This window comes from Streptomyces sp. NPDC102274, assembly GCF_044766385.1.
Taxonomy (GTDB): Bacteria; Actinomycetota; Actinomycetes; order Streptomycetales; family Streptomycetaceae; genus Streptomyces.
In genome coordinates this window covers 1-16,670 of the sequence record NZ_JBIWLW010000059.1, presented here as the reverse complement: position 1 = coordinate 16,670, position 16,670 = coordinate 1, and the positions used below count along the sequence as shown (strand labels likewise).

Annotated in this window: 13 protein-coding genes and 2 pseudogenes; 11 read left to right on the top strand and 4 right to left on the bottom strand. The window is 69.3% G+C overall.

What is annotated here, in order from left to right; genetic code table 11:
- The first annotated feature begins 20 nt into the window (after positions 1-20).
- The 4 genes from ACIRQP_RS39480 (at position 21) to ACIRQP_RS39465 (ending at position 4,599) form a co-directional block, all read left to right on the top strand.
- On the top strand, positions 21-968 hold the full coding sequence (locus tag ACIRQP_RS39480; protein WP_403899853.1) for a thiamine pyrophosphate-dependent dehydrogenase E1 component subunit alpha: 948 nt from the start codon (positions 21-23) through the stop codon (positions 966-968).
- Positions 961-1,965, top strand: a complete 1,005-nt coding sequence (locus tag ACIRQP_RS39475) for an alpha-ketoacid dehydrogenase subunit beta (RefSeq protein WP_403899851.1) — start codon at positions 961-963, stop codon at positions 1,963-1,965. The genes ACIRQP_RS39480 and ACIRQP_RS39475 overlap by 8 nt, the downstream gene beginning before the upstream one ends.
- Positions 1,966-2,211: 246 nt before the next feature.
- Positions 2,212-3,105: a cyclase family protein gene (locus ACIRQP_RS39470; protein ID WP_403899849.1), complete on the top strand. Its 894-nt coding sequence runs from the start codon at positions 2,212-2,214 to the stop codon at positions 3,103-3,105.
- Positions 3,106-3,207: 102 nt separating this feature from the next.
- Positions 3,208-4,599: an MFS transporter gene (locus ACIRQP_RS39465; RefSeq protein WP_403899847.1), complete on the top strand. Its 1,392-nt coding sequence runs from the start codon at positions 3,208-3,210 to the stop codon at positions 4,597-4,599.
- A gap of 626 nt (positions 4,600-5,225) precedes the next feature.
- On the opposite strand, the gene ACIRQP_RS39460 is transcribed toward ACIRQP_RS39465, so the two are convergent.
- Both ACIRQP_RS39460 and ACIRQP_RS39455 read right to left on the bottom strand, forming a co-directional pair.
- Positions 5,226-5,477 carry a nuclear transport factor 2 family protein gene (locus tag ACIRQP_RS39460; protein ID WP_403899845.1) on the bottom strand — a complete coding sequence of 84 codons (252 nt, stop codon included), beginning with the start codon at positions 5,475-5,477 and terminating at the stop codon, positions 5,226-5,228.
- Positions 5,414-5,638, bottom strand: coding sequence for a nuclear transport factor 2 family protein (locus tag ACIRQP_RS39455; RefSeq protein ID WP_403899843.1), 225 nt, complete (start codon positions 5,636-5,638; stop codon positions 5,414-5,416). The genes ACIRQP_RS39460 and ACIRQP_RS39455 overlap by 64 nt, the downstream gene beginning before the upstream one ends.
- A 187-nt stretch (positions 5,639-5,825) precedes the next feature.
- On the opposite strand from ACIRQP_RS39455, the gene ACIRQP_RS39450 reads away from it, so the two are divergent.
- The 5 genes from ACIRQP_RS39450 to ACIRQP_RS39430 all read left to right on the top strand — a co-directional run bounded on the left by ACIRQP_RS39450 (position 5,826) and on the right by ACIRQP_RS39430 (position 10,744).
- On the top strand, positions 5,826-6,047 hold the full coding sequence (locus ACIRQP_RS39450) for a hypothetical protein (protein ID WP_403899841.1): 222 nt from the start codon (positions 5,826-5,828) through the stop codon (positions 6,045-6,047).
- Between the two features lie 142 nt (positions 6,048-6,189).
- A complete protein-coding gene (locus ACIRQP_RS39445; RefSeq protein ID WP_403899879.1) occupies positions 6,190-6,639 on the top strand; it encodes an integrase core domain-containing protein in 450 nt (149 codons plus the stop codon).
- 192 nt (positions 6,640-6,831) lie between these two features.
- The gene (locus ACIRQP_RS39440; RefSeq protein WP_403899839.1) at positions 6,832-7,809 is read left to right on the top strand and encodes a sugar ABC transporter substrate-binding protein; all 978 of its coding nucleotides are present in this window, start codon (positions 6,832-6,834) and stop codon (positions 7,807-7,809) included.
- Complete coding sequence (locus tag ACIRQP_RS39435; RefSeq protein ID WP_403899837.1) at positions 7,803-9,320, top strand: sugar ABC transporter ATP-binding protein; 1,518 nt, start codon at positions 7,803-7,805, stop codon at positions 9,318-9,320. Before ACIRQP_RS39440 ends, ACIRQP_RS39435 begins: the two co-directional genes overlap by 7 nt.
- Positions 9,321-9,394: 74 nt before the next feature.
- Complete coding sequence (locus ACIRQP_RS39430; RefSeq protein ID WP_403899835.1) at positions 9,395-10,744, top strand: ABC transporter permease; 1,350 nt, start codon at positions 9,395-9,397, stop codon at positions 10,742-10,744.
- Positions 10,745-10,825: 81 nt separating this feature from the next.
- On the opposite strand, the pseudogene ACIRQP_RS39425 reads toward ACIRQP_RS39430, so the two are convergent.
- Positions 10,826-11,389, bottom strand: a pseudogene (locus ACIRQP_RS39425) (substrate-binding domain-containing protein); the annotation flags it as partial.
- A gap of 360 nt (positions 11,390-11,749) precedes the next feature.
- Entirely contained in the window at positions 11,750-14,446 is a 2,697-nt protein-coding gene (locus ACIRQP_RS39420; RefSeq protein WP_403899833.1) for a right-handed parallel beta-helix repeat-containing protein, read from the bottom strand.
- Between the two features lie 379 nt (positions 14,447-14,825).
- Between ACIRQP_RS39420 and ACIRQP_RS39415 the strand changes: the two genes are divergently transcribed.
- Positions 14,826-15,245 (top strand): hypothetical protein, encoded by a 420-nt coding sequence (locus tag ACIRQP_RS39415; protein ID WP_403899831.1) that lies wholly within the window; start codon positions 14,826-14,828, stop codon positions 15,243-15,245.
- Positions 15,246-16,301: 1,056 nt separating this feature from the next.
- Positions 16,302-16,670: pseudogene (locus ACIRQP_RS39410) on the top strand (IS1380 family transposase); the annotation flags it as partial.

Genomic DNA, 16,670 nt, shown 5'->3' with positions numbered 1-16,670 from the left:
CACAACAGAGAGGAAGCGTGATGCGCGAACGTCTCATGGCGGACCTACGGGCGATGTGGCGCGTTCGCGCCTTCGAGGAGAAGGCGCAGGCGCTGGTCGAGTCCGGTGACATCCGGGGGTCGGTCCATCTGTGTAACGGCCAGGAGGCAGGGCCGGTCGGCGCGTGCGACGCACTCGACGCCGCGGACGCCCTGTATGCCACGTATCGCGGGCATGGCTGGGCCATCGCGCGCGGCACGCCGCTGCACCCGCTGATGGCGGAGCTGCTGGGCCGGTCGACGGGCGTCAATGGCGGCCGGGGCGGATCGGCTTACCTGAGCGCTCCGGAGTACGGCTTCTACGGTGAGAACTCGATCGTCGGTGCCGGCGCCCCCATCGCGGTGGGTGCCGCTCTGGCCGGACGCCACGATGGCTCGCACCGGGTAGCGCTGACGGTGTTCGGGGACGGTGCGATGAATCAGGGGGCCGTGCACGAGGCCATGAACTTCGCCGCGGCGACACGGCTGCCCGTGATCTTCGTATGCGAGAACAACCAATGGTCGGAACTGACTCCGATCCGCGAGGCCGTCCGTAATCCGGCGCTGTCCGACCGGCCGAGGGCGCTCGGCATCACGTCCGTGCGCATCGACGGCAACGACCCGGAACTGATTCGCGAAACAGTCTCCGACCTGGTCGAAGAGGCCCGTGACGGGGGCGGCCCGGCCTACGTGGAACTGGACACCCAGCGGCTGGTGGGCCACTACGTGGGCGATCCGGGGCAGTACCGCACACGGGAAGAGATTGCCCGGGACCGGGAGCGGGAGCCGATCGCCAGGGCGATCCGGGAACTGACCGCCGCGGGAGTGCCGGCGGACGAGATCGCACAGGCGGAGCAGAGCGCCCGCGACGAGGTCGAGCGGGCCGCCAAGGCCGCGCTCGCCGACCCGCCGGCCGACAGCAGCAGCGCGAAGGAGCACATCTATGCCTGAGGAAACCATCAAGGTCAACTACTCCGGAGCCGTCAACGCCGCCCTGCGCCGGGTGCTGTCCGAGGTTCCCGAGACCCTGCTCTACGGCGAAGACGTGGCCAAGCCCGGCGGAGTGCACGGTGTGACCCGCGGACTGTGGAAGGAGTTCGGGGACCGCGTCTTCGACACCCCTATCAGTGAGTCGGCCATCCTCGGCTCCGCCGTGGGCGCGGCCATGATGGGCCGCCGGCCGATCGTCGAGATCATGTGGGCGGACTTCTTCCTGGTCGCCCTGGACCAGATGATCAACCAGGCGGCCAACGTGCGCTATGTCTCCGAGGGCCGTCTGACCGCGCCGCTGGTCGTGCGCACCCAGCAGGGCAACTCGCCGGGCGCCTGCGCTCAGCACTCGCAGAACCTGGAAGCGCTGTTCCTGCACACCCCGGGGCTGCGGGTCGCGATGCCTTCGACACCGCAGGACGCGTACGACGTGATGGTCTCGGCCGTGCACAGCGACGACCCCGTAGTGGTGTTCGACAACCGGACCCTGTACTTCGGTGAGAAGCGGGAGATCATCACCGGCCGCCCGCCCGCTCCGATCGGTGGCAGCCACATCCGCCGCACCGGGACGGAAGCCACGGTCGTCACCTGGGGCGCGGTAACCCACCAGGTCCTGGAGGCCGCAGACCGGCTCGCCGCACGCGGAACACCGGTCACCGTCATCGAAACACCCTGGCTCAACCCGTTCGACACAGACACCGTCGTGGCGTCGGTGGCCAGGACGGGTGGCCGGCTGGCCGTGGTGCACGAGGCCAACACGACGGCAGGCTTCGGTGCCGAGGTGATCACCCGGATCGCCGAGTCCGGCGTACTGAGCGTCCGCCCTGTGCGGATCGGCGCACCCGACTCCCGCATCCCCGCCGCGCCCGAACTGGCCGCACATCTGATCCCCGGCGTCGATCGCATCACCGAGGAGCTCAGTTCCGCGTTCTCTCTCGCGGTCTCCGCCGGGACTTGATCCGACATGCCGCAGCCTCCGCCAGCGCAGCACTCATGGGCGCTGGCCGGATGTGCGGCGGCCACGGCACTGCGAAGTGCCACTCGATCGCCCAGGACTTGCTCGAGGCGCCCGCCGGGCACCGGCACGCCCCGTTCCCCGGCGACACCATCCTTCGGCTGCCTTGAGGCGACCCGAATCGCCCACGAGGGGCCCTCCTGTCACCCTGCCCACTGATCACGGCCATGGCCACGGAAGGAATGTACGATGACTGAGGACGAACTCATCTCCCTCTTCACGCGCTGTTCGAACGAGGGGCGTTGGGGGGAGAGAGATGAACTCGGCACCCTCAACTACATCACCGAGGAAAAGCGGCTCCAGGCCGCGACTCAGGTCCGCCACGGCCGGACGGTTTCCCTCGGCCGGGATCTGTCCACCACAGCCGATGCCGTGAACACCGACCCGGTACGCCATCGCATGCTCTTCGACGCGATCGCACCGCTCTCCGCCCTCGACAGCTTCGAGATGTCCACCCACGGCTTCGCCGTGACACATCTTGATGCGCTCAGTCATGTGTTCTGGAATGGGCGGTCATACAACGGCCGCTCAATGCAGGACGTCATGACGCCGAACGGGCTGAACTTCGGTTCGGTGTACGCACAGCGCGAGGGCATCGTGACCCGGGGAGTGCTCCTGGACGTGGCTGCCGCACGAGGAGTGCCGTTCCTGCAGGCGGGAGAGACGGTGACCGCGGCCGACCTCGACGCCGCCGAGCAACTGGCCGGTCTGACAGTCGAGTCGGGAGACGCGGTCTTCGTCCATGTGGGCCTGGAGCGCAGGGAAGCCGATGAAGGGCCGGAGGATCTGTCGCTGCGCGCCGGACTCGGCGCGGACTGCGTCCCCTGGCTGCACGACCACGAGGTGGCCGTCTACAGCGGCGACTGCGTCGAACGCATCCCCTTCCCCAGCAAGGCCGTACCGCTGCCCCTGCACCAGATCGGGCTGGTGTCCATGGGGCTGATCCTCCTCGACTGCCCCAGGCTCGCCGAGCTCATCGCCATCTGCGGCGAGCTGAATGCCCATCAGTTTCTGCTGACCGTGGCTCCACTGCGGCTCCCGGGCGGTACCGGTTCCCCGGTGAACCCGATCTGCGTCTTCTGAGCGTAGTCCTTCACCCGGCCTGAGGGCCTTCCGTCCTGCTCTCTTCCTGCCGCTCGGCCGCTCCCCGGGGCCGTGTGGCGCGAACACCACTGCGGAGTCGCTATGTCCAAAGTCCGCTACCGGCTCTTCGCGCTCAATTTTTTGGCGTGTCTGATCAACTACGGTGATCGGACCGCCCTGTCCGTCGCCGCTCCGTTCATCCTCGCCGAGTACCACTTCTCCCCCGCGGTGTGGGGCCTCATCCTCAGCGCCTTCTTCTGGACGTACTCGCCCTTCGCGCTTCTCGGCGGCTTCATGGTCGACCGTATCGGTGTACGCCGGGCGTACACGGCATGCATGCTGGCATGGTCCCTCACCATCCCGCTGACGGCGGGCGCCTGGAACGCCGCCACCTTCATAGCCGTCAGGATGCTGTTCGGTATGGGCGAAGGGCCGCAGGCCCCCATCAGCGCCAAGCTCACAGCGGACTGGTTCCCGAAGCGGCAGACCTCGACGATGCTGAACCTCGCGCAGGCCGGCACGACAGTGGGCCCCATCATCGCCACCCCCTTCGTGGTCTGGATCTGCGCCACCCTCGGCTGGCGTCCGGCGTTCCTGATGCTCAGCTCGCTCGGTGTGCTCTGGTGCGCGGTGTGGTGGTTCACCGCGCGGGACCGGCCCGCGGAGCACCCTGGCGTCGACGCGGCGGAGCACGCCTACATCACCGCCGACCACACACCGGCGACCAACCGGAGCCGGACAGCGGGCAGCGCCTCCCACGCCGAATTCTGGAACCTCGTCAGGCAGCGCCACGTCATGGCGCTCGCGATCGCCTTCTTCGCCTACTCCTGGGTCCTGTTCATGTTCCTGACCTGGTATCCGCAGTACCTCGTGGACGCGCGCGGCCTGGACAAGTCCGACCTCGCCGGCACAGCGACGATCCCGTGGGTCGCGGCGACGGCCGGGCTGGTCCTGGGCGGACTCACCGCGGACAGGCTGATCAAGAAGTGCGCCAGCCTGATCACACCGCGCAAGTGGATGATCGTCGTATCGCTCGTCATGGTGGCCGCCTGCTTCGGCCCCTCCGCCGCCGTGCGATCCCCCACCGTCGGTCTGCTGCTCGTCTGCGTGGCGATCTTCTTCCTGTTCGCCAGCTACCACTACCAGGCACTGATCATCGCGACCGTGCCGCCGGAGTACACCGGACGCCTGGCCGGCGTCGTGCAGATGTGCTCGACACTCGCGGGCATCCTGGCCCCCATCGTGACAGGTGCCACTGTCGAGACCACCGGCAGCTACACGTCCGCGTTCGTACTCGGCGCCGCACTGGCCCTGGTCGGCGCCGTGGCGGTGGCCTGCCTGGTCCGGTCAGCCCCCACCACGCCCGGTCGTCACGGCCCGGTCGCGGCGGAGAACGAAAGGGCGTGGGAACCGACGGCGTCTGGACGAGGCGGGCGAGGTTCTGCGCTCGGTGTGCCACCGCCTGCCGGATGGCGTTCGGGGGGCGACAGGTAGAGCCGGGCGGACTCACCGAGCGTGGCCTGTGCGCTGCGGTCGACGTCCGAATCGGCGGGGACGCTGTGGCACGGGGTGCGCAAGTCATCCGCGAGGACTCGTCCGTACTGGTGAACTGCTCGACCAGGCCCAGCGCGGTGCCGACGCGCGGGAGGTCGGGGCCCTCCTGGTCAGGGGTCTCGGGAGGGGAGGGGCCGCTGGGGTGGACGCTGCGCGGGGCTCGGACTGCGGTCGCTCAGCGCAGTTCGAGGTAGGTGGCGCGCAGGTCGTGGATCCATGCTTCCGGGTTCTCCCAGGAACCGAAGTGGCCGCCCCGGTCGTGGACGTTGACCGCCTGGCGTTCCCGTAGAAGCCGGTGCCACCGAACTTCGCGCGCCGCTGTTCGGGGGTGTGGGCTCCGGGCGGGGAGGCGTCACCGAGCAGGAAGGTGAAGCCCGCCGGCGCCTCGACGGCCGGGGTGCGGTCGTGGGAGGGCGTCCAGGGGTGGAGGTTCGCGTTGCGGTAGGCGCGGATGGAGGGGCCGATGGCCTGGTTGGCCCAGTAGATCGTGGCGTTGGTGAGGATGTGGTCGGCCGGGAAGACCTCGTCGAAGTCGGTGCGCTGGTCGCTCCACCTACGCCACCGCTTCAGGATCCACGCCAGCATTCCCGCCGGGGAGTCGTTGAGCCCGTGGACGAGAGTCTGACCGAAGCCATGCATGGTGCGCGGCCGGCCCTCGGTCCCTCGGGCCGTATGACGAGGTCCTCCATGGCCCAGATCCCGCTCGCGGAGTCGGAGGAGTACACGTCGATCTCATCGGAGAACAGGTGGTGGATCACGGTCGCGCCGGGGCCCACGCTGCGGGCCGCGGAGTCGGCGATCTGTTCACGGCCGCGCATGACGCGACCGTGGAACCGTCGACCAGGCGCGGAGTGAAGGTGCCGTCTGTCGTGAACAGGCCGGCCATGTCCGTCCAGCGCTGGTGGTCGGCGAGGTAGACGTAGCGGGCCATCAGGCGGCGCAGGTCCTCGATGACGACGAGTCGTTCCAGGTCGTGCACGGGTGGATCGCCTCCCTTCGTGGTCGTGCGGCGCACGGTGCCGCTGGGTTTCAGGGCAGCAGGAAGAGCTTGCCGGTGGTGGTACGTGACTCCAGATCGCGGTGGGCCTGGAAGGCGTCCTTGAGCGGGTGGTGGCGGATGTCGCCGGGCTTTAGTACAGGTCGCCCGCTGCGCCGTCGGGCGTCTGATGCGCGAGATCGGCATCGTCGGCGCAGCGCGCGGCAAAAGGGTGATCACCACCTTCCCGGACCCGGGCGCCACGCGAGCGCCGGACCGGGTGGACCGCGGCTTCGTCGCAAGTGTCCTGAACCGCACCTTGGTGGCCGACTTCGCGCACGTGGAGGGCTGGGCGGGCACCGTCTACGTCGCCTTCGTCGTGGACGCCTTCTCCCGGCGGATCCTCGGCTGATCAGCCTCGATGTCCAAGGGGCCCAACTCGTCCTTGATGCAGTGGACATGGGTCTATGGCAGCGTGACCGTGAGGGCCGTCCGCACGTGCCGGACGAGCTGGTCCATCACTCCGATGCGGGCAGCGATACACCTCGTTCCGGCTGGCCGAACATCTCGACAACGCGGGGATCGCGGCCTCGGTCGGCTCGGTCGGCGACGCGTATGACAACGCGCTGATGGAGTCGACGATCGGCCCGTACAAGACCGAGGCCATCAAACCGGGTCGCCCTTGGAAGACGCTCTCGCAGGTCGAACTGGCCAACGCGGAGTGGGTCAACTGGTACAACCACCGCCGATCCCGCCCGTCGAGTACGAGACCAACTCCTACCAAGCAACCTCGAAACCCCAGGTCACAGCCGCCAACTGAGATCTCCAACGGACCCGGGGCGGTTCACCTCCACATCCCCGGCCTCCCCGGGGAAGCCGGCCGATGGCGGGCGGGCCGGTCGGAGCGGACGGGGCGTTGCGTCGGCGCTCTGGGGGCGGCTTCAGTTTCGGCAGGGGTATTGCACCCGTCTCAAACGGCTCTTATGGTGCAGTCAAACGATTGACTTATCCGATTGAACGACCAGCATCAACAAGCTCCGAGGCAGTACCGAGCAGTGTCGAGGACCGCGCGGCCTTCCACTGACGCCGTTCGTCAGCGGCGTTCCCCTGACGATTTCCAGTCCCCTTTTGTACCTGCAGACGGGAAGAACACAGTGAACGGATCAATCCGAGGACGGCGCGCCCGGACGGTGGGTGTGGCGGTCACACTGCTCCTTGCGGCCACCGCCGGGTGCACGGTGACGACGGCGTCCGGTCCCGGCGCCGCCGCCCCGTCCACCGGGGCGAAGGACGCCTCCCTCACCATCGGTCTGGCGAACCAGCAGGAGTCGGTGACCTTTCCCGCCGCGCTCGCCAAGGGCGCCCAGGACAGGGCCGCGAAGCTGGGGGTGAAGCTGGTCGACCTCGACTCGCAGGGCGACCAGGCCAAGCAGGCGAGCCAGGTGCAGGACCTGGTGGCGCAGAAGGTCAGCGGGATCCTGCTGGTGCCGCTGTCACCGGGACCCGCGCAGGCGCTGGTCGACCAGGCGAGCGCCGCCGGTATCCCGGTCGGCACGGTGCACGGGTACGTCGGGGCCGACCGCAAGGCGGATGACCCGTACCAGAAGCTGAAGTTCGTGCTCGACGAGAACGAGTTCGGAGCCGGCGCCACCGCGGGACAGCTGGCCCTCAAGGCGCTGCCCTCCGGCGGCCAGGTCGCCGTCATCACGGGCGCGGCCGGCTTTGTGGAGAACACCACCCGCGTCACCCAGTTCAAAGCCACCCTGAACCAGGCCGGCGCCGGGAAGTACAAGATCGTCGCCACCCAGCCGGGCAACTGGACCAAGCAGGACGGCCAGTCCGCCTGCCAGAACATCCTCGCCGCCAGCCCGAAGGTCGGGCTCTTCTACGCCATCTCCGACGACATGGCCGTCGGCTGCGCCTCCGCGGTGAAGTCCGCGGGCTCCCACGCCAAGATCATCGGGGTCGGCGGCTCGAAGAGCGGCATCGAGGCGATCAAGTCCGGCGCGGTGTACGGGACCGTCTGCTACAAGCCGTACGACGAGGGCGCGATGGCCGTGCAGATGATGCACGACACGCTCACCGGCAAGCTCACGGGTCCCCCGAAGACCACGTTCTACGACACGCCCGGCATCACCTCCGCCAACGTCTCCACCTGCGCGCCGCAATGGTGACCCGGCCCGCGGAGTCGCCGACGCCGGCGGTCCTGTCCGTCACCGACGTGCACAAGGTCTACCCGAGCGGGACCCACGCTCTGCGGGGCGTGTCCCTGGACGTCCTGCCCGGCACGGTGCACGGACTCATCGGCGCCAACGGCGCGGGCAAGTCGACACTCATCAAGATCCTCTCCGGGGTGCAGACCGCCACCAGCGGTACGGTCGCCTGGCGCGGCGAGCCCGTCGTCTGGACCAGCCCCGCGCAGGCGCTCGCGGCGGGCATGGGGGCCGTTCACCAGCACACCCCGCTGGTCGACTCGCTGACCGTGCTCGACAACATCTTCCTCGGGCGCCACGAATCCGTACGGTGGCGGGCCCGGCGCCGTACGGAGGAGCTGGGCGCGCTCTGCGAGCGCATCGGCTACCACCTCGACCCGCTCGCCCCCGTCGGCAAACTGTCCATCGGCGCCCGGCAGATGGTCTCCATCCTCCAGGCGCTGGCCCGTGATCCGGTCCTCGTCCTGCTGGACGAACCGACCGCCGCGCTCTCGCCCACCGAGCGGGACGTCCTGTTCCGCTCCGTCCGCAGGCTGCGCGACCAGGGCACCACCTTCGTGTACGTCTCCCACTTCCTCGACGAGATCCTGGAGCTGACCGACCGTCTCACCGTGCTGCGGGACGGCGCGGTTGTGGTGGACGCCCCGACCGCCGACACCGGCAAGGACGAGCTGATCACGGCGATCGTCGGGAAGCGGCTCGCCCGGCTGGAGGAGCGGCCGCACACCAGGGACGTACCCGACGCGCAGCCGCTGCTCGCGGTCGAGGAACTGCGCTCCCCGGGCCGGTTCGGCCCGCTGAGCCTGGAGATCCGCGCGGGCGAGGTGGTGGGGGTGGCCGGTCTGCTGGGCAGCGGCCGCACCGAACTCCTCGAAGCGATCTTCGGCGCGGACCGGTCCGCGAGCGGCCGGGTGAAGGTGGCGGGCCGGCGCGTACGGGGCGGGTCCCCGCACGCCTCGGTCCGGCGCGGCCTGGCGCTGGTCCCCGAGGACCGCTCGCGCCAGGGGCTGCTGCCGGAGTGGGAGATCTGGCGCAACACCTCCCTGCCGTACCTCTCCGGTGTCTCCCGCCGGCGGCTGGTGCCCGACCGGGCCCGCGAGCGCGAGGTCGCGGGCCGGGCGCTCGCCGATCTCGGCATCGCGGCGCCCTCGATCGACGCGCCGGTCGGCGAACTCAGCGGCGGCAACGCGCAGAAGGTCGTCTTCGCCAAGTGGCTCTACGGCCCGGCGCGGGTCTTCCTGCTGGACGAGCCGTCCGCCGGGGTCGACGTCGGCGCCAAGGCCGACATCATCCAGCTGATCCACGGCCTCGCCGACGCGGGCCACGCCGTCCTGATCGTCTCCTCGGAGTTCGAGGAGCTGCTCGGGGCGTGCGACCGCGTGCTCGTGATGCGCCGGGGACAGCTGATCGCCGAACGCCCCGTGGCGGCGACCGACCTGCACGAACTCACCGCTCTGGCCAGTGGCCTGTGAGAGCGGCGGCCGGGGGAGCACGCGCGGTGAACGCGGCAGTGGGATCAGTGGACACTCAGAAAGGCGAACGGATCATGACCTCCGGTACTGACAACGACGCGGGCCGGCCGCCGGGCAAGAACGCAGCGGGCTGGCGCCGAGCGCTGTCGCCACGCTCCGCCGGGGTGGTCTACGCCCTCGTGGCGCTGGTGGCGGTGCTCACCATCACCTCGTCCGCGCAGGGCCGCCCGGCCTACCTCAGCGACGTCAACATCAGCAACATCCTCGGCCAGTCGGCGCTGATCGGCATTCTCGCGATCTTCATGACCGTTGTGCTGATCACGGGCAACTTCGACCTGTCCGTCGCGTCCACCGCCGCCCTGTCGGGCACGATCGCGCTGAAACTCGTCGACGCGCACGGGGTGATGGTGGCGCTGGTCGCGGCGCTGCTGACCGGGATCCTGGTGGGGCTGGTCAATGCCGTCCTGGTGCAGAAGGTCGGGGTCAACGCGTTCATCGTGACGCTCGGCACGCTCACCGCCGTACGGGGTGTCGTACAGGCGATCCTCGACGGGCAGAGCATCACGGCCACCCGCACCTCCTTCCACACCTTCTCCACCGCCCAGCTGGCCTGGCACCGGACTCCGGCGCTGGTCGTGGGGGTGCTGCTGGTGGCGGTGGCGGTCCTGCTGGTGGTCCGCGCGGGCAGGACGGGTGGCGCGGGCGCTACGGGTAGCAGCCTGGTCGGCAAGGTGTCGGGGACCGCCGTCGGGTTCGCCGTCGCCGGACTCGCCGTGGTGACGGTCAGTGTCTTCCGGCCGGCCCTGCTCAACCAGACGGTGCCGGTATGGATCATGCTGGCGCTCGCTCTGCTCACGGGCGCTGTCCTGCGCTACACGGTGGTCGGGCGGAATCTGTACGCAGTGGGCGGCAACGCGGAGGCGGCCCGGCTCTCCGGGATCAACGTCGACCGCTACAAGATGTCGGCATTCGTGCTGAACGGCGCCGTCGCCGCGGTGGTCGGTGTGCTGTACGCGGGCAAGTTCAATTCCGTTGACCCGACCGTGCTGACCGGCGGCGAACTGACCGTCATCGCGGCGGCCGTACTGGGCGGCACCTCGCTGTTCGGCGGCTCGGGCTTCGTCTCCAAATCGGTGGCGGGCACGCTGATCCTGTTCACCCTGAGCAACGGCTTCAACGTCCTCAACATCGGCTCGAACTACCAGAACGTGGTGCAGGGGAGCGTCCTGGTCGCGGCCGCCGCCCTCTACACGGCGTCGAGTTCGCGCGGCCGGTCGTTCCTGCGGACCCGCTGGTCGGCACGGCGCGGCAGCGGGGGCCGTCCCGAGGGCGGCGCGGGGACGGGGCACGAGGCATCTATCGCCGGGACGGAGGACAAACCTGCGGCAAAGCCCCCGGTGGTGTCGGTACGGGGGGTGGATTGAGCGGGAGTTACGACGACGGGGCTGCCGTACTGCACCGGACAATCAGTTCGCCGGTCGCACCGACCATGGTCAGCTCGGCCCCTATGGCCCGGTCGGGGTCTCCAGCAGCGCGAGGACCCCGGCACGGCCCATTTCCGCGAGCGGCATCCGAACCGTCGTCAGCGGCGGTGACAGATGGCTGACGAGTGAAATGCCGTGCACCGCCACCACGGACAGGTCCTGGGATACGTAGACACCCGCTTCCCTCGCCGCCGTGAGCGCGCCAATGGCCACCGCCACGCTGGCAACGGAGACAGCGGTGGGCCGCCGTGCCGCACGCAGAAGTTGGCGCATCGCCTCGGCGCCCGACCCGCTCTCGTACCCCTCGCCAGCGATCAGGGCGGGATCGGCGCTCAGCCCGGCCGCGCCCAGCGCGCCGCGGTAGACGCGCAGCCTGCGGTTGGCGGTGTCGCTGGTCAGCGGGCCGCGGATATGCGCGATGCGCTCATGGCCGAGCCGGATCAGATGCTCCACGGCGGTCACGCCCGCGCCCTCGTCGTCGGCGAGTACCGCTCTCCGTACCCCCGGCAGACGCTGGTTGACCGAGACGACGGGCCGGCCGGTGGCGACCAGCGCCTCCACGGCCCCCGCGTCCAGCCGGTCCGAGGCGAGAAGAAGCCTCTGGGGTTCGCGGAGTCGGGGATGAGCAGCCGAAGGACTCCGAGCGGGCCGTACGCAGGCTGCGTACCGCCGCGTTGGCGTGGTAGCGCAGCGCGCGGACGGCCTCGGTGACCCGGCGGCGGGTCTCGTCCTTGATGACCAGCCGCGCGTCGGCGTTGATCACCCGCGAGACCAAGGACGGATCGACCTGCCAGCCGTGCGATGTCGGTGGGGGGTGACCCGTCCTTTGGGGCCTGCCGGTCTCGGTCACGACGCCTATTCGATCGTTTGATCCGCCATCGTACAAAGAGGCTGCCGGGTGGGCCCTGTGCGGCCCGCCCGGCAGCCCCGGTTTCCTGTACGGCGTCAGTCGGTCACGGGCCTGCCGCTCAGCGGGTTGCCGTCCGCGTCGTAGAACTCGATCTGTCCGATGTCCGCGTTGGTGCGCGGCTCACCGTGGAAGGTCTCGGCCTCGACCGTGACGCGCACGGTGTCGGTGGTGACCGGTGTGGTGAAGGTGAACGGCACGTCCGGGGCGGTGTTGTCCGTGACCCGGCCCGCCGGCGTGGGTACGTCCGAGCCGTTCGCCGTGGTGAGCGAGACGTCCTTGAGCGTCATGTCCTCATGGCGTCGTCCCCGTACGACCACCTTGCCCAACGTCACCGGGTGGTCGAAGCGCACCTCGATCCAGTGCGGCGTCGCGGTCTGGGCCGAGGACCAGAAGGTGTTCAGCTTCCCGTCCACGACGTTGTACGGGTAGAAACTGACGTTGTAGAGCGCCTCGTTGTCCAGGGAGTCCGCCGTCACGGACTTCAGCGGCAGCCCAGAGGGCCCGCTCACCCGCCCGGCTCCGGTCTCGACCGTCGCCTCCGCGAGGCTCGCGCCGGCCGGTGCGACCGCCGAGAGGAACGTGGACGAGAGGACCGTGGTCGTGGCGGCTGGCGTCGCGCCGAAGAAAACCTTGCTGCCGGTGGAGAATCCGGTGCCGACGATCAGGGTCTCGGTGGGCCGGTCGACCGTACCCGTACGGGGACTCATGGACGAGATCGTCGGCGCGTCACCGGCGGCGAGGTGCTGGTACGCCGGCTGGAGACCGGCGTTGCCCAAGATGTCCGCCGGCAGATCGTCAGGTCCTGGGCGCATCGGCAGCTGGGTGTTGTCCGCGTACTGGAGGTCCACCGCGACGGGTGCGCAGGGGTACTGCGCGATGGGGTCCGCGTGGTAGTTGCCGGTGAAGCGGATGTGCCCGATGGGAGCGCAACCGCCGTTGCCGTACGTGTTGTTGAACTCGACGTTGCGGGTCCAGGTGATCCACTGGCTGCCGATGTCGTTGTAGAGCGTCAGCCCGCTGTGCAGGTCGTTGTAGACGACATTGCCGGTGACCTTCGTCCCGTGCTCGAAGCTCGCCTCCTCGTCGACGCTGCCGTCGGCCTTGCGCCGGGTCTCGCCCTGGTGGCCTTCGAGATAGATGGCCCCGCCGTCGGCGAGCACGCTGTGGTAGTCGTGGACGAGGTTGTTCGCGATGGTGTTGTCGGCGTTGATGTTGGACGTCAGGTCGGGGTGGTCGGCCGTGTCCAGGTGGCCGGCGTTGACCCCGCTGTCGATGCCGTCCCAGGAAACGTTCGCGATCTCGTTGTGGGCGACGGTCGTTCCCCGGCTGTAGAAGAGCTGAATGCCGTCAGCGCCCGGGTACTCCACCCCGATGTGGTGGATGTAGTTGTTCTCGATCCGGTTGTCGGTGTTGATCTCGCGGTCGGTCTCGCCGACATCGGACGGGTGCGGGTCGTCGGTGGACCCCAGCATCAGGCCGATGCCCGAGATGTCGGTGAACTCGTTGCCCTGGACGAGAGTCCGGTGGCTGCCGAAGGCGACGCCGAGCCCGGCCGCGCCCAGATGCGTGAAGGTGTTGTCCTCGATCACCACGTCGCGGGCGGCCCGCCAGGTCACGGCGGCCGGCTCCTGGGCGTTGGCGCCGAAGGGGCACGTACCGGCGGGCACGGTGAAGGTGCAGGTGCCCTGCGGCTTCACCTTCTGGTCCCCGGTGATGCGGACGTTGGCCTGGATCTCGGCGAAGCCGTTGTCGCCGCTCGGGTCGAGCCAGGTGGCGTACGCGAAGGTGAGCCCGCGCAGCACGATGTCGTGCACCGGCTGGTCCAGGGTGCCGTGGCCCGAGACCAGGGTCTGGAGGACGGGTGCCTCGACGGTCGCGCGGTTGGGATCGGTCCCGGCCGGCGGGATGTATGAGACGGTGTGGCGCGCAGTGTCCAGATACCACTGGCCAGTATGCAGCAGCTCGTACGCGTTCTCGATCCGGGTCGGCTTCGCGTCCGAGGCCAGGTCGGGGAAGTAGTACGGCGCCTGGGCGGCGGGCTTGGGGCGATCGGTGACGTTGTCCCAGCAGGGCTGACGCATCATCAGCCGCGCACCTTGGATGTCCTTGACCCGGCAGCGGCTCTCGGTCCAGTCACCGTTGCCACCGGTGAAGACGAACTCCACGTCTGACGGGTTGCGCCACTTCGCGTACGTGTCGTCGGCGGCGGTGTAGCCGCCCGCCGAGCGGGTGAGGGCGGCCGGTGCAGGACCCTGGGCGACCGGTATCCGCTTGCCGTCGACGTACAACTGGCGCGTGCGCAGGGAAGCGGGGACCTTCGCGGTCCAGATGCCGCGCGCCGCGTCGGTCTTCTGCCACCCGGTGATCGGGCGGCCGCCGCTGAGCACGGGGTGCGCGCCGGGCGCCGGCTGCCAAACGACCTGGTAGCCATTGTCACCCGAGTCCGCGGCGGTGAGGTCCAGCGGCTCGTCCAGTCGGTAGGTGCCGTCGGCGAGCTGGACGACCAGGTCGCCCTTGAGGTCGTCGTTGAGCGCGCGGACCCGCTTCTGCGCGGCCTCCACCGTGCAGGGGCGGGAGGCCGAGCAGTCCGTGCCTTTGCCGAGCGGGGCGGCGTGCAGGACATGGGAGGGCTGCGCCTGCGCCTGGGTTTGTGCCCGTGCCTCGGCGAGGGGCTGGGCGGCGGGCGACGCGGCGGCCGCCTCGGGTGCGAGCAGGCCCGCAACGAGCAGCACACCGGCCGACAGCCCGACAAGCGGACCGGTCCACGGACGTCTTCCGCGAGCGTGAGTCGTGTGAGCACGAACTGTATGGGAGCGAGGCATGAAAGTCCCTTCCTCGGGGGCGACATGGGTGGCGCGGGCCGTGCGGGACCCGGCGCGCGACGCGACACACCTTCATTTAGTCAATCGATTGCCTGACCGTATCCCCACACCCCATCGAGGGCAATCCTCATGCATCAAACTCCCACAGACCACGGTGACCGGTTGGCCTTGACCAGGAGAAAGCCTCGGAGCCACGCCCACAGAGCAATCGTTTGATCTAAGGAAGGCGACCGCCTTTCCACCGTCAGCGGTCGACGAGCGGGACGGCGCGCCGGCCGTGAGGAGAGCCATGTCCGCACCCGAGAGGCCGTTGCTGCTGGGCCGTTCCTTCGAGGGCTTCGACCGCGCCCTGACCCGCCAGCTGGCGAAGACAGGCCCCGTGCCCGCCGTCCACCGGCTCCAGGCCCGCTGGTTCACCCGCTCCGACCAGGGCCCGTACGGCACGGTTCTGGCGGGCTACCCCGACGAGCACCACACGGTGCACGACTTCCTCACCCAGATGTGGAGCCGGGGCGCCGAACTCACCGACACCGAAGGCCGGTTGTCGCTGGACTCGGCGCGGTTCCTGTACGACCAGTGGCACACCGACCGGGTGGTGGACCCGGCGGCGGTCCGGTGGGACAGCGTGGCCAGCAGCGGGCGTTCCCGCAGCACCTTGCCTGCCACCTTCCGGCGAATCACGGTGATCTGCGAAGCAGGCGCGAGGTAGAGGTCGACCTGCTGGAGCTTGCCCTCGTGCTGGACGAGGAAGACGAACCCGATGACGCCCAGGTCGGCGACGATGGTGTCGCGCCAGCCGGGCAGCAGGGCCCCGCCCGCGACCGTCATCAGCTCGTTCAGGACCTGGGTGAAGGCGGGCAGGTCGCGGTCGTGGACACCGACGAGAAGTCCACGTCCGAAAACACTCGGCGGTACCGGAGGCGAGCGAGCCGCGGACCAGCAGGTGGGTGACCGCCGCCGACGCGGACAGCAGTCCGGCGATGCGGGTCAGCAACGGCAACTGGGTGGGCCGGTTGGCCTCGGCGAGTTCGGCCAAGTGCAGTTCGGCCGGAGCCGGGGACAGAGCGGTGGGCATTCGCGGTCCTTCCGCTGGACGCCCTGCAGATGGCGTTGTGGCGGCGAGGCATCGGGAAGGGCTCGGGTCTGATTCACCACAGCGACCGCGGTTCATAATATGTGTCCATCCGCTACGGCGAGCGGCAGTTGGAGGCCGGCGCGACCGCATCCGTCGGTTCCGTCGCCGACAGCTACGACAAGGCGATGGCCGATACTCTCAACGGCTCGTTCAAGGCTGAGCTGATCGAGCTCCAAGGATCCTGGAGTGACGCTGACCAGGTAGAACACGCAGTCGTCCAATGGGCCGGTGATACCGCCGAGGGCTACGGCCCATCAGCCCCTACAACTCCAGGAGTTCAACCTCAGTAGCCCGCTGGTCGTGTACCTCGGGGATGGAGTCACTGATTATGCGTCCGCGCGGGTATACCTCGATGCGGCGCGCGCTGTACGCCCTGTCCGCGCGCTCTCATGGTCCGGCCCGATGCGGGACCACCCTGGCCTGGCCTTGAACCCTGATCCGCTCCATGACGGCGTCGAACTGTGTGGAATCGCCGGTCCGGCCTTGCGCGTACTGGCCGCGCACTGCTTTAGCCCTGGGTATTCAGCGGAATTGGGTGATCTGACGCCCTGATAGCAGAAAGGTGCCGTTGACCTGCGAGGATGCGAGTGTCTACGTCGTATCCGTTGCAGAGAGCAAGGCACCTTTCTGGTGGTCGAGAGTACAGGGTGGGACCGTCGGCTGCCGGTGGTCGCTGACGGGAAGCGGCTGATAGGGCATGCCGGGGCGGTGCTGCTGCGCCGGTGCGCGGACCGCACCGGACTCACGGACTCGCTGGCGAAGGTACTGCCGTCCAGCACGGTGACCGGCTGGCGGGATCGTGCCGGGGTGCTGGTCCAGCTGGCGGTCGCCATCGTGCTCGGAGCAGGGAACCTGTCGGGGGCCGGGCAACTCCAGTTACACCAGCGGCCGTTGTTCGGACTCACGGCCTCAGACTCCACCGCCCGCCGCACGCTGGCCGCACTCGACGAGGCGACCCTGGCAAAGATCGCAAAGGTGCGGGCGCGGGTACGCCGGCAT